Annotated in this window: 10 protein-coding genes; 3 read left to right on the forward strand and 7 right to left on the reverse strand. The window is 70.0% G+C overall.

Features of this window, described 5'->3' with window-relative positions:
- Positions 1–82: 82 nt before the first annotated feature.
- From N803_RS04270 to N803_RS04295, 6 genes are all read right to left on the reverse strand, one after another.
- A complete protein-coding gene (locus N803_RS04270; protein WP_052111766.1) occupies positions 83–1,204 on the reverse strand; it encodes a class I SAM-dependent methyltransferase in 1,122 nt (373 codons plus the stop codon).
- 123 nt (positions 1,205–1,327) lie between these two features.
- Positions 1,328–2,863, reverse strand: a complete 1,536-nt coding sequence (locus tag N803_RS04275; RefSeq protein WP_035902937.1) for a helix-turn-helix domain-containing protein — start codon at positions 2,861–2,863, stop codon at positions 1,328–1,330.
- Positions 2,864–3,016: 153 nt separating this feature from the next.
- Positions 3,017–5,152, reverse strand: a complete 2,136-nt coding sequence (locus tag N803_RS04280) for a 3-hydroxyacyl-CoA dehydrogenase NAD-binding domain-containing protein (protein ID WP_035902939.1) — start codon at positions 5,150–5,152, stop codon at positions 3,017–3,019.
- A gap of 2 nt (positions 5,153–5,154) precedes the next feature.
- Positions 5,155–6,378 (reverse strand): thiolase family protein, encoded by a 1,224-nt coding sequence (locus N803_RS04285; protein WP_035902940.1) that lies wholly within the window; start codon positions 6,376–6,378, stop codon positions 5,155–5,157.
- Positions 6,379–6,490: 112 nt separating this feature from the next.
- Entirely contained in the window at positions 6,491–7,762 is a 1,272-nt protein-coding gene (locus tag N803_RS04290; RefSeq protein ID WP_035902941.1) for an HRDC domain-containing protein, read from the reverse strand.
- A 1-nt stretch (position 7,763) separates the two neighbouring features.
- On the reverse strand, positions 7,764–8,348 hold the full coding sequence (locus N803_RS04295; protein WP_035902942.1) for a DUF3000 domain-containing protein: 585 nt from the start codon (positions 8,346–8,348) through the stop codon (positions 7,764–7,766).
- Positions 8,349–8,477: 129 nt separating this feature from the next.
- Here N803_RS04295 and N803_RS04300 point away from each other — a divergent pair, with 129 nt between their 5' ends.
- On the forward strand, positions 8,478–9,311 hold the full coding sequence (locus N803_RS04300; protein ID WP_035902943.1) for a DMT family transporter: 834 nt from the start codon (positions 8,478–8,480) through the stop codon (positions 9,309–9,311).
- 92 nt (positions 9,312–9,403) lie between these two features.
- Positions 9,404–10,432 carry a uroporphyrinogen decarboxylase gene (hemE, locus tag N803_RS04305; protein ID WP_035902944.1) on the forward strand — a complete coding sequence of 343 codons (1,029 nt, stop codon included), beginning with the start codon at positions 9,404–9,406 and terminating at the stop codon, positions 10,430–10,432.
- Here the strand turns inward: hemE and N803_RS17315 are convergent.
- Positions 10,421–11,365, reverse strand: a complete 945-nt coding sequence (locus N803_RS17315) for a DUF4349 domain-containing protein (RefSeq protein ID WP_052111767.1) — start codon at positions 11,363–11,365, stop codon at positions 10,421–10,423. The genes hemE and N803_RS17315 overlap by 12 nt on opposite strands.
- Positions 11,366–11,515: 150 nt before the next feature.
- Between N803_RS17315 and hemG the strand changes: the two genes are divergently transcribed.
- Positions 11,516–12,940 (forward strand): protoporphyrinogen oxidase, encoded by a 1,425-nt coding sequence (hemG, locus tag N803_RS04315; protein WP_035902945.1) that lies wholly within the window; start codon positions 11,516–11,518, stop codon positions 12,938–12,940.

Here is a 12,940-nt window from a genome sequence, read left to right on the forward strand (position 1 = left end):
GCGCTTCCGCCAGGCCCAGCCGGCGGCGAACACGACTGTCCGCGCTCCCGTGCCGGTCGGTCCGCTCAGTTCGTTGGTGGCCTCAGGGCTTGTGGCTGACGGTGAGGGTGAACTTGCTCGTGCGATGGGCCTGCTGGGTGGGCCCGACGGCTCGCTGGAGGGCTGGGCGGTAGTGGAGGTGGGAGTTCCAGACGGTCCAGAGTTGACCGCCGGGGGCGAGGGCTCGACCGGCGTCGGCGAAGAGGCGATCGGCGAGGCCGGTGTGGACGCTGGCGCCGACGTGGAACGGCGGGTTGAGCAGGACGAGTTCTGCGGAGTCGTCCGGGACGGTCTCGAGGCCGTCGGCGCGGACGACTTCGACGCGGTCCGCGACCCCGTTGGCCTCGGCCGTCGCGCGGGCTGAGGCGACGGCGGCGGCGGACTGGTCGGTCGCAAGGACGCGCAGATCGGGGCGCGCGAGGGCCAGGGCGCTGGCCACGATGCCGTTGCCGCAGGCGAGGTCGATGGCCCGCTCGGCCGATCGCATGGACGGGATCGCGTCGAGGAGCAGACGCGTCCCGATATCGATGCTCGTCCCGGCGAAAACCCCACCGTGGGCGACGAGGGTCAGTCCGGCATCGTCGTGGCGTTGGGTTCGCGGCCACGGGGTGGCCTGCGACGGCAATGGTTGGGTCGCGTGGAGGACCCGCGACTTCTGTCGGGCCAGACTGGCAGTCACGCTCTGGAACGACTGTGCGAGAACGTCATTCATCGCCCGGGTCATGTGCTTGACGCGACCGCCGGCGACGATGCGGACGTCGGGCGCTGCGTGAGCGGCCACGAGTCGGGCGATCTCGTCGAGGGCATCCAGAGAGCGGGGGAGTTGCAGCAGGACAACCCGGGCACCCTCGACAAGTGACGCGTCGAGCGGAAGGTGGGCGAACGGCATACCCGATCCGCCAGCGCCCAGACCGCGCCGTTCGGCATTGGCGACCAGAGCGCGTTCCCCAAGGATCCCGTCCTGGTGAACCCGCACGCGTGACGCGCCCGAGGCCAGGGCGCCGAGGGTCAGCGCGCCGTGCCGGTCGCCGATGACGACGACGTCATCGGCACCGAAAGGCAGCGCGCTGGCCTCGTCAAGGATGAGGCGGTCGCTGGCATCCCAGGCCTGGAGGTTGTCGGCCTCGACGTCGGGCCAGCGGCGCAGGTCGCTCCAGTCGTCCACTGCGATCCTCTCGAAGGGTCAGCTGGCCAGCTCGACCCGACTTCGGCCCGCTCCACCCGAGGTGCCAACCGGGGTGGAGCGGACCCTTATCGGGTCACCCGATAAAGGGGGCGGGCGGGCGGATCAGATGTCGCGGAAGATCTCGATCGTCGCGCCGAGGGCGTTGAGGCGCTCGGCGAGGTCCTCATAGCCACGGTTGATGACGTAGACGTTGCGCAGCACCGACGTGCCGTTGGCGGCGAGCATCGCGAGGAGCACGACGACACCGGGACGCAGAGCCGGCGGGCACATGACCTCGGCCGGACGCCACTTCGGGGTCTTGCCCGTGATCATGACCCGGTGCGGGTCGAGCAGCTGCACGGTCGCACCGACCTTGGTGAGCTCGGTGAGGTAGATCGCGCGGTTCTCGTAGACCCAGTCGTGGATCATCGTCGTGCCCTCGGCGCAGGCCGCGATGAGCGCGAAGAACGGCAGGTTGTCGATGTTGAGGCCAGGGAACGGCATCGGCGCGATCTTGTCGATCGGCGCGGTCAACTTGCTCGGCAGGATCGTGATGTCGGCGAGTCGGGTGTGGCCGTTCTTGGCGAGGTACTCGTCCGACATGTCGTACTGCAGACCCATGCCCTCGAGCGTGGCGAGCTCGATCTCGAGGAACTCGATCGGTGCGCGCTCGATGGTGATCGACGACTCCGTGACCACGGCGGCGGCGATGAGGCTCATGGCCTCGATCGGGTCCTCGCTGGGGGAGTAGTCGACGTCGACGTCGATGCTCTCGCGGCCGGTGACCGTGAGGGTCGTCGTGCCGATGCCCTGGATCTCGACGCCGAGCTTCTCGAGGAAGAAGCACACGTCCTGGACCATGTAGTTCGACGACGCGTTGCGGATGATCGTCGTGCCCGGGCTGAGCGCCGCGGCGAAGAGGGCGTTCTCGGTCACCGTGTCGCCACGCTCGGTGAGCACGATGGCCTTCTCGGGGCGGGTGCCCTTGTCGACCTTGGCCTCGTAGAAGCCGTGCGTCGCCGTGACGTCGAGACCGAACGACTGGAGCGCCGTGAGGTGCGGCTCGACGGTGCGCGTGCCGAGGTCGCAGCCACCGGCGTAGGGGAGGGAGAACTCGTCGAACTGGTGGAGCAGTGGCCCGAGGAACATGATCACGGTGCGGGTGCGGCGGGCCGCGGCCACGTCGATCGCTCCGAGGTCGAGCGTGGCCGGCGGGATGATCTCGAGGTCGCTCGTGCCCTCGAGCCAGCGGACCTTGACGCCCATCGAGGTGAGGACCTCGATGATGCGGTTGACCTCCTCGATGCGGGCGAGGTTGCGCAGCGTCGTGCGGCCCTTGTTGAGCAGCGCGGCGCAGAGGAGGCCGACGGCGGCGTTCTTGGAGGTCTTGACGGGGATCGAGCCGGACAGCTTCGCGCCGCCGACGATCCGCAGGTGCTGGGGGCCGCTGTGGCCGAGGGAGACGAACTCGCTGCCGAGCGTCTCGCCGACACGGGCGAGCATCTCGAGGCTGAGGTTCTGCCGTCCTTGTTCGATGCGGGCGACCGCGCTCTGGCTCGTGCCGAGCTTGTCGGCGAGCTCGCTCTGGGTCAGGCCCTGGTGGCGTCGAGCGTCCCGGATGAGGGTGCCGATGCGGGTGAGGTAGCTGGACTCGGTCATGCCTTCCAGCGTATATCGGATATGAGATAACGCAAGCCTGAGCACTCGACGAACTTGCTCTGTGGCAACGGTGACAGGAGACGAAAAGGTGGGCGGCCGGCATACCGAATCGTCTGTATGCCGGCCGCCCACCTCAGGTGCGACGCTCGCGGATCAGGCGGGCACGCTGGCCGCGCCGGCCGGGAGGAAGCGCTGTCCGACGACCTTCTCCGAGATGCCCTCGCGGTCGAGGAGCGGGGTGAGGCCGCCGTTCCAGAACTGGAAGCCCGCACCCGTGATGAGCGCTAGGTCGATGTCCATCGGCGCCTGCGCGACGCCCTCCTTGAGCATGAGGCCGACCTCCTCGGCGAGGACCGAGAGGACCCGCTCGCGGACCTGGGCGACGTCGAGCTCGACCGGGTTCTCGGGGGCGATGAAGGCCGCCTCGATCTCCGGGTCGACGACGGGCTTGCCGTCGACGAGCTGGTAGTAGCCCGGCTTCTTGAGCTCGACCATCTTCTGCAGGTTCGGTGAGATGTGGAAGCGGTCTCCGAAGGCGCGGTGCAGCGTCTCGCTGTTGTGCAGCGCGATCGCCGGACCGACGAGCCCGAGGAGGACAAACGGCGGCATCGGAGCGAGACCGGCGACGGCCTTCTCGGCGACGGGGACGGGGGTGCCCTCGTCGACGATCTTGCTGAACTCGCCCATGAACCGGCCGAGGAGGCGGTTGACGATGAAGGACGCCGAGTCCTTGACGAGGATCGTCGTCTTCTTGAGGCCCTTGCCGGTGGCGAACGCCGTGGCGAGGGTCGCGTCGTCCGTGTTCTCGCCCGGGATGATCTCGAGGAGCGGCATGACCGCGACCGGGTTGAAGAAGTGCAGACCGACGACCCGCTCGGGGTTCTTGAGGTCGGCAGCCATCTCGGTGATGGACAGCGAGCTCGTGTTGGAGGCGAGGACGCACTCGGGCGAGACCACGGCCTCGACCTCGGCCCACACCTGCTTCTTGACCGACATCTCCTCGAACACCGCCTCGATGACGAGGTCGGCATCGGCGAAGCCGTCCTTGCTCGTCGAACCGGTGACGAGACCGGTGAGGTGGTTCGCGCGGTCACGGCCGATCTTGCCGGCCTCGAGCGACTTGGCGATCTCGGCGTGGACAAAGTCGACGCCGCGGGCAACCCTTTCTTCGTCCAGGTCGGTCATGACAACCGGCACCCGCAGGTTGCGGGCGAAGAGGAGGGCGAGCTGGCTGGCCATGAGACCGGCACCGACGACGCCGACCTTGGTGACCTTGCGAGCCAGGGCCTTGTCGGGGGCACCAGCCGGACGCTTCGCGCGACGCTGGACGAGGTCGAACGAGTAGAGACCGGCGCGGAGCTCGTCGGCCATCAGGAGGTCGGCGAGCGCCTCGTCCTCGGCGGCGAAGGCCTCGTCGCGGGTGGCCGTGCGGGCCGCCTCGACGAGCTCGATGGCGCGGAGCGGACCGGGGGAGCGACCCGCGGTCTTGGCGAGCACGAGACCCTTGGCGGCCTTGAGGGCGGTGGCCCACTCGGTCTCGTCGCGGGACACCTCGCGGCGCTCGACCTTCGTCTCGCCCGTGACGACCTTGGCCGCCCAGGCGATCGACTCCTCGAGGAAGTCGGCCGGCTCGAGGAGCAGGTCGGCGATGCCGAGCTTGAAGGCCGCGGGGCCGCTCAGCATCTTGTTCATGTTCATCGGGTTCTCGATGATGACCTTGAGCGCGTTCGCCGGACCGACGAGGTTCGGGAGCAGGTAGCAGCCACCCCAGCCGGGGACGAGCCCGAGGAACGTCTCGGGCAGGGCCAGCGCCGGGACGCCACCGCTGATGGTGCGGTAGTCGGCGGACAGCGCGATCTCGACGCCGCCACCCATCGCCGCGCCGTTGACGAACGCGAACGTCGGGACGGTCAGGTCGCTGATCGCGCCGAACGCCCGGTGACCGGCACGAGCGATCTCGAGCGCCTGCTCGCGACTGGACACGGTCGGGACGCCGGTGAGGTCGGCGCCGACGGCGAAGATGAACGGCTTGCCGGTGATGCCGACGGCCTGGATCTCGCCGGCCTCGGCGCGCGTGCGCAGGGTGTCGACGACGCCCTGGAGCTCGGCGATGCCCTCGGGGCCGAACGTGTTGGGCTTCGTGTGGTCGAAGCCGTTGTCGAGCGTGATGAGCGCCATCGTGCCGGCGTCGCCGGCCATCGTGACGTCCTGGACGCGGGCGTGGGTGACGACCTCGCCGCGGGGCTCGCGGGACTCGCGCGCCTCGGGTGCGGTGGTGTTCTCGGTCATGCTCAGGCGTCCTTCTCGTCGCTCTTGCCGTAGTCGGCGTGGTGCGGGTTCTCCCAGATGACGGAGCCGCCCATGCCGATGCCGATGCACATGGCGGTGAGGCCGTAGCGGACCTCCGGGTGCTCCTTGAACTGCGCAGCGAGCTGCGTCATGAGACGCACACCCGAGGACGCGAGCGGGTGGCCGGTGGCGATGGCGCCGCCGTACTCGTTGACGCGCGGGTCGTCGTCGGCGATGCCGAAGTGGTCGAGGAAGGCGAGCACCTGCACGGCGAACGCCTCGTTGAGCTCGAAGAGACCGATGTCCTCGATCGTCAGACCGGCCTTGGCCAGCGCCTTCTCGGTCGCCGGGACCGGGCCGATGCCCATGACCTCGGGCTCGACGCCGACGAAGCCGAAGGAGACGAGACGCATCTTCACCGGCAGACCGAGCTCCTCGGCCGTCGCCTCGGAGGCGAGGATGCACGCGGTCGCACCGTCGTTGAGACCGGCCGCGTTGCCGGCGGTCACGCCACCGTGCGGACGGAACGGCGTCTTCAGACCCGCCAGCTCCTCCATCGTCGTGCCGGGGCGCGGCGGCTCGTCCTTCGTCGCGAGACCGGAGCCGCGCTCGGCGTGGCGAGTGGCCATCGGGGCGAGGTCGGGCTGGATCTTGCCGTCGGCGTAGGCCTTGGCGAGCTTGGCTTGGCTATTGACGGCAAAGGCGTCCGAGCGTTCCTTGGTCAGCTGCGGGAAGCGGTCGTGCAGGTTCTCCGCGGTGTTGCCCATGGAGAGCGCGGACTGGTCGACGATCTTCTCGCCGATCAGGCGCGGGTTGGGGTCGATTCCCTCACCCATGGGGTGGCGGCCCATGTGCTCGACGCCGCCGGCGATGGCGATGTCGTAGGCGCCGTAGCCGATCGACGACGCCACGTTGGTCACGGCGGTCATGGCGCCGGCGCACATGCGGTCGACGGAATAGCCGGGGGTCGTGTTGGGCAGTCCCGACAGCAGCGCGGCGAGGCGGCCGAGGGTGAGACCCTGGTCGCCGATCTGGGTGGTCGCGGCGATGGCGACCTCCTCGACGCGGTCCTTGGGGAGCTGCGGGTTGCGCTTGAGGAGCTCGCGGATGCAACGGACGACGAGGTCATCGGCGCGAGTCTGGGCATACATGCCCTTCTCGCCGGCCTTGCCGAAGGGAGTGCGCACGCCGTCGACGAAGACGACCTCATTCAGGGTGCGGGGCACGGTGGGCCTCTCTGATCGGAGATGTGGAGCTCCGCTCAGGCTACTAAGCGCACGCTTAGTTTCGTATGCCGGTCGGCCGTGAGAGCGGTCACCTCACCTGCGCCGGAGCCGTTCAGTCGGCGTCGGGGTGCGCCTCGAACGCGCGGGCGAGCATCGGCGCGACGATGGCCGCCTGCCAACGCCGGACGCCGTGACCGAGCAGCGCGTCGACGAACGACGCTTCGTCGTGCACGCTCGGCGGTCGCCACACGACGCGGCGCAACGGGTCGGGGGAGACGACGTTCTCGACCGGGATCTGGCGTTCTTCGGCGTATGCCGTCAGCTCGGCTCGCGTGTCCGCCAACCGTTCCGCTGCGGTCGGGTCCTTGTCGACCCAGGACCGGGCCGGCGGTGGCCCGTCCGCCCGGACGGTGCGCGGGGGCAGGTCTGCCTCGTCGAACGCGTTGGCGCGCTTCACTGCAGCCACCCACTGACGACCATAGCGGGCGATGGCGCGATGACCGCTGGGGAGGTCGCTGGTCGAGGTGGGTGCTGCGGCGGCGATGGCGACGAGCCCGGCATCGGGCAGGACCCGTCCCGGAGAGGTGTCGCGGTCGCGGGCGATGTCATCGCGGGCGTACCAGAGTTCGCGCACGACGGCGATGCCGCGTCGGCTGCGGATGGTGTTGAGTCCACTCGTCCGTCGCCATGGGTCGACGCGTTCGGTGGGTGCCCAGGCGAGGAGTGACTCGAACTCCTGACGGGCCCACTCGGACTTGTCCTGCCGCGCGAGGTCGACGCCCATGAGGTTGCGGAGCTCGGTCAACACCTCGACGTCGAGGGCGGCGTAGCGCAGCCACGGCTCGGGGAGCGGTCGGGTCGACCAGTCCACCGCCGAGTGCTCCTTGGCCAGGGCCAGGCCGAGGTAGTGCTCGACGACGGCGGCCAGGCCGACTCGGGGCAGTCCGAGCAGCCGCGCACCGAGCTCGGTGTCGAACAGCTGCCGCGGACGCAGTCCGACCTCGGCGAGGCACGCAAGGTCCTGGGTGGCAGCGTGCAGGATCCACTCGGCGCGACCGATGGCGTCGTTGAGTGGGCTGAGGTCGGGGCAGGCGATCGGGTCGATGAGCCAGGTGCCCGAACCTTCGCGGCGCAGCTGGACGAGGTAGGCGCGCTGTCCGTAGCGGTAGCCCGAGGCGCGTTCGGCGTCGACGGCAACGGGTCCCTCGCCCGCGGCGATGGCCGCGGCGGCTTCGAGCAGGCCTCGCTCGGAGTCGACGACGTCCGGCGTGCCCTCGGCCGGTTCGTCCAGTGGCGTCGGAGGCGGCAGGGCGGGCGCGTCAGGAGCCTCGGCACCCTCCTGGACGGGAACGTCCTCGGCCGGTGCGGTCGTGGAATCGGTCATGTCAGCGCCGTGGCCCCGGGAGGGCGACGACACCTTCGGGGAGCGGCGGGAGGCCGGCGATGGTGCACAGCAGGTCGGACCACGCGAGCAGGTGGCGGCCGGCATCGGGACCGATCGGGGTCCACGACGCCCGCACCTCCATCTCGACGCTCGCCGGACGGTCGGCGAGCCCGGCAAAGCTCTGGCTCACGACGCGGGTCACCGTGCCGGCTTCCGCAATCGCCTCGACCTCACGGTTGGCCAGGGCATCGACGAGCCACGTCCACCCGACCTCACCCAGGAGCGGGTCGGACGCGAACTCGGCCTCGAGTTCGGCACGGGCAAACGTCACGGCCCGCCACTCGCCACCCCACGGTTCGGGCGCCGATGGGTCGTGCAGCAGGACGAACCGGCCCGACGCCAACTCCTCCTCGTCGCCGGCAGAGCCGAGGACATCGGCCGTGAGCGCGACGGCATACGGCGCAATGCGTTGCGGAGCGGGCACCTCGGTGATGCGGACCTCGGGACGCAACCGGACGTGCCGCAGGGCCTCGAGAGCCTCGGTGAACTCCGGGGACTCGCGGCCGGGAAGGGAGCGTGTTGCCACCCGAAGAGGGTATGCCGGGTGGCTGGGTTCGCGTGGAGGCCACGCCGTTGGAGGGGAGTCCCGTCACCCGTTCGGCCGGTCCGTGGATGGCCCACGGCATGGTGGACGGTCTGCTTCTAGGCTGCGCCTGTGCTCTCCCTCCTCGCTCTGGGTTCGTCGGTGGTGTGGGGCACGTCCGACTTCTTCGGCGGCCTCATGGCCAAGCGACTTCCGGCCGTGGCCGTCGTCGGGATCACCCAGTCACTCGCGTTCGTCGTCCTGTGCATCGCGGTGCTCGTGCAGTTCTCACTCGGGAACCCACCGGAGTGGGGCAGCTGGGTGGTGTGGGCCGTCGTGGCGGGCATCAGCGGGACGACCGGGCTCGTGGCGTTCTATACGGCGTTGGCCGGCGGGACGATGGGTGTGGTTGCGCCCATCGCGTCCATGGGCGTCATCGTCACGGTGTCGCTGGGTGTGCTGAGCGGGGAATCGCCCTCGCGGTGGACCTGGGTCGGAATCATCGTCGCCATCTTCGGGATCGTCCTCGCCTCGGGCCCGGAGATCTCGGGCGCCGTGTCGCCGCGGCCCGTCGTGCTGGCGGGAGTCGCTGCTCTCGCCTTCGGGTTGGGGCTCTTCTCCATTGACCGTGGCTCGCGCGAGTCCCTCCTCATGACCCTGTGGGGGATGCGGCTCACGTCGGTCACGATCTTCGCCGTGGCCGCGCTCGCCCTGCGCAGCGTCGGCGGCGCCCGTCGCGCACACCTGCTGCCGCTCGCCGCGATCGGGTGCGCCGACCTGCTGGCGAACGTCCTCTTCGGCACGGCCTCCTCACGCGGCCAGGTCAGCGTCGCCGCGGTGTTGGGCTCGCTCTACCCCGTGGCGACGATCCTGCTCGCTCGGGTTGTCCTCAAGGAGCGGTTGCGCCGAATCCAGCAGGTCGGGGTCGTGCTGGCCCTGACCGGCGCCGTCCTCATCTCTCTCTGACCCACCTCACCATCGGTGCTGGTGCGGGACTGTGCGAAGTCGCCATCAGTCGGGGTTTCTTGGGCTGGTTGCCGCAATGAGAGGATCCATCGGTGATCGCCGACAGCCCGCTCGTCCTTGCCGCCACCCGCCAGCCGGTCCCGCACACGCCCGTCTGGTTCATGCGTCAGGCCGGACGCTCGCTGCCGGAGTACCGCGAGCTGCGAGAGGGCACACAGATGCTCGAGGCGTGCCGGACGCCCGACCTCGTCACCGAGATCACGATCCAGCCCGTGCGCCGCCACAAGGTCGACGCGGCCATCTTCTTCTCGGACATCGTCGTGCCGCTCGCCGCAGTGGGCGTCGACCTCGACATCGTCCCGGGCACGGGACCCGTTGTGCCCCAACCGTTCCGGACCCGAGCCGACCTCGACCGACTCCCCGACCTCACCCCGGACGCGATCCCGGACATCACCGAGTCCGTCCATCGCCTCGTCGCAGAGCTCGGTTCGACGGCCCTCATTGGCTTCGCCGGCGCACCCTTCACGCTCGCGTCCTACCTCGTCGAGGGCGGTCCCTCGCGCACCCACGAGCGCACCAAGGCGCTCATGGTCGGTGACCCACAACTCTGGAACGACCTCTGTGAGCGGCTCGCCCAGATCTCCGGCGCCTTCCTCCGAGTCCAGGTCGAGGCCGGGGCCAGTGCCGTCCAACTCTTCGACTCGTGGGTCGGGGCTCTGTCGCGAGCCGACTACACGGCATACGTGCAGAAGCACTCTGCGACAGCGCTTGCCGCGGTCGCCGACACAGGCGTGCCGCGCATCCACTTCGGCGTGGGCACCGGTGAGCTCCTCGACCTCATGGGCGCCGCAGGCGCCGACGTCGTCGGTGTGGACTACCGCGTTTCACTCACCGATGCCGTTGCGCGACTGGGGGATGCGTACGCCGTGCAGGGCAATCTCGATCCCGCTCTCCTCGGTGCCCCGTGGGAGGTGCTCGAGGCCCGCGTGCGCGCCATCGTCGACGAGGGGCGTGCTGCTCCCGGACACATCTTCAACCTCGGTCACGGCGTCCCGCCGCACACCGACCCCGACGTCCTCACGAGGATCGTCGAGGTCGTGCACGAGCACTCAGCCCGCTGACGGCGGCGCGGGTCCGGCCGGCTGCGCCACCGGTGCGACCAGAGGCAGGCGACCCGCTCGACGGCGCCGGAGCCACCACAGGAGCGGCACGAGCACCAGGGCGAGGGCCGCGACGAACGGCAGCACTGCGCCGAGGACGGTGACGAGCACCGACAACGACGTGACGAACGCCGACCACCCGGACTTCAGGCCGGACAGGAAACCGGGCGCAGTCACCGCCTCGAAGTCGTCGGTCGACAGCGAGATGGTGATGGGCGACTCCGCGACCTGGTCCTTGAGGTTCGTGAGCTGAGCTGTGAGCGAGTCGAGCTCGGCCTGGCGCTGGGAGAGTTCGTTCTCGAGGGCGACGAGGTCGTTGACCGTCGACGCCTTGGCGATGAGGTCGCGGATCCGCTGCACGCTGGCCGTCATCGACTTCACCCGTGCCTCGGTGTCGACGTAGGCCGCCGTGACGTCCTCGCTCGAGGTGTTGCGGAACTGCACGTCGCCGACCTTCTCGATGAGGGCGATCGTCGCGTCGAGCGACGTGGCAGGAACGTTGATCGTCATCGTGCCGGAGGTGTCGTGCGCCTGCTCGCCGGAGTAGAGCTCCTCGGTGACGACGACACCGCCCTGCTGCGCGGCGATGGCGCGGATGCGTTGGGCCGCACCGGTCAGGGAGTCGACCTTGAGATTGAGGTTGGCCCGCCTGACGAGCTTCTGTCCGACGCTGGCGCGGGCCGACTCCGGTGAGACCACGCTCGCGCGGTCGGCATCGCCGCCGGACTTGGCCGCCGCGTCGTACTGCGCGGCCGGGGCGCCGCCAGAGTCGGCCGTGGCGGAGTCGTCGCTCGAACCGCCGCACGCGGTCAGTGCCCCCACTGTCAGGAGTCCAGCGAGAACCGCGCTCGTCGCCCGACGACCCCACCGCGCTGAGGTGAACCGTGCCTTCATCGTGCCCTCCGATCCACGTGACGGCACCGGACCGGCGCTGTCTGTCGAGGCTCAGACTCCTCCAGGTGGCTCATCGGTTCCCTCGCTTCCGGTCACGAGTTGGGAGAGACCCGGTCACGGGCCGGTGACGGTCGGTGAGAGAGTGACGACGTGAGTTCTGCAGGCCCCGAGAAGTCGTCCCCGACCGTCGTCGTCATCGGTGGAGGCCTCGCCGGCCTCACGGCGGCGCGCGAGATCCTCGTCAGGATGCCGGGGGCCGCGGTCACCGTTCTCGACGCGTCCGACCGCGTCGGCGGCAAGCTCCGACGGGAAGAGATCGCCGGTCATCTCGTCGACGTGGGCGCCGAGGCGATGCTCTCGATGCGACCCGAGGCGGTGGACCTCGTGGCCGAACTGGCGTCGCCCGAGGACGTCGTGACTCCTGCCACGACCGCTGCTCGCATTTGGTCGCGTGGAGAGCTGTATCCGTTGCCGCGCACTCGAATTGGCGTTCCGTTCGCCGACTCGGTCGTGACCGGACTCCTGTCGCGGGGCGAGGAGGAGCGGATGCGCTCCGAGTCGTCGGCTCCCGAGGTCGGGGAGGACGTGTCCGTCGGCGATTACGTCGCATCTCGGCTGGGTGACGCTGTCGTCGAACGGCTCGTGGAGCCGATGCTCGGCGGTGTGTATGCCGGTCACGCCCGTTCGTTGTCCCTGCAGGCCACGATGCCGGCCGTGTGGGGAGTGGCCCGTGGTGGCGGTTCGCTGCTCGAGCCGCCGGTCGTCGATCCCCAGGGTGGCGCGCCGCGGTCACCGTTCATCGGTCTCGTCGGGGGAGTGGGACGTCTGCCGGAGCTGCTCCTCTCCGACGTGGAGCGCCGACGCGGGACCGTCGAGTCGGGCGTCATCGTGCGCGGACTCGAACGCAGGGGATCGGGGTGGCGCGTGCTGTCGGGTCCGACGACCGAGCCGCGCTGGATCGAGGCGGACGCTGTGGTCGTGGCCGTGCCGCCACCCGCGGCAGCACGCCTCCTCGGACCCGTGGCACCCGACGCCGCCGGGGCGCTCGGCGAGGTCGAGGTTGCCTCGGTCGGCGTCATCACGCTCGCCGTGCCGGCCGCCGAGGTGGCGACCTGGGAGGGGTCCGGTTTCCTGGTGCCGCCGGTCGACGGACGGGGTATCAAGGCCTCGACGTTCAGCTCGGCCAAGTGGGGTTGGCTGGCAGCGGAAGGCGGGCGGACGGCATACCTCCGCGCGTCCGTCGGGCGAGCGGGCGAGACGGCGACGCTGCAGCGAGAGGACGGCGAGCTCGTCGAGATCGCGGCCCGCGAGGTCGCCGAGGCGCTTGGGGCATCGCCCCTGACGATCATCGACAGCCACGTGCAGCGCTGGGGTGGGGCGCTGCCGCAATATGCCGTCGGGCACGTCGACCGGGTGGCTCGGGTGCGGCGAGGGGTGGCTTCCGTCGACGGACTCGAGGTGGCGGGCGCGGCCTATGACGGCGTCGGTATCCCGGCCGTCATCGGCACGGGGCGGGCTGCCGGTGCGGCGACCGTGACCCACCTTCGAGGGCTCACCTCACGCGCGGGAGAATGA

The organism is Knoellia subterranea KCTC 19937, assembly GCF_000768685.1.
In the GTDB taxonomy this organism is placed as follows: Bacteria; Actinomycetota; Actinomycetes; order Actinomycetales; family Dermatophilaceae; genus Knoellia; species Knoellia subterranea.

What these genes read in the sequence shown, in the direction of transcription:
- N803_RS04275 (WP_035902937.1), bottom strand. Translation starts at nt 2,863, where the DNA reads ATGACCGAGTCCAGCTACCTCACCCGCATCGGCACCCTCATCCGGGAC.
- N803_RS04290 (WP_035902941.1), bottom strand. Translation starts at nt 7,762, where the DNA reads ATGACCGATTCCACGACCGCACCGGCCGAGGACGTTCCCGTCCAGGAG.
- N803_RS04280 (WP_035902939.1), bottom strand. Translation starts at nt 5,152, where the DNA reads ATGACCGAGAACACCACCGCACCCGAGGCGCGCGAGTCCCGCGAGCCC.
- N803_RS17315 (WP_052111767.1), bottom strand. Translation starts at nt 11,365, where the DNA reads ATGAAGGCACGGTTCACCTCAGCGCGGTGGGGTCGTCGGGCGACGAGC.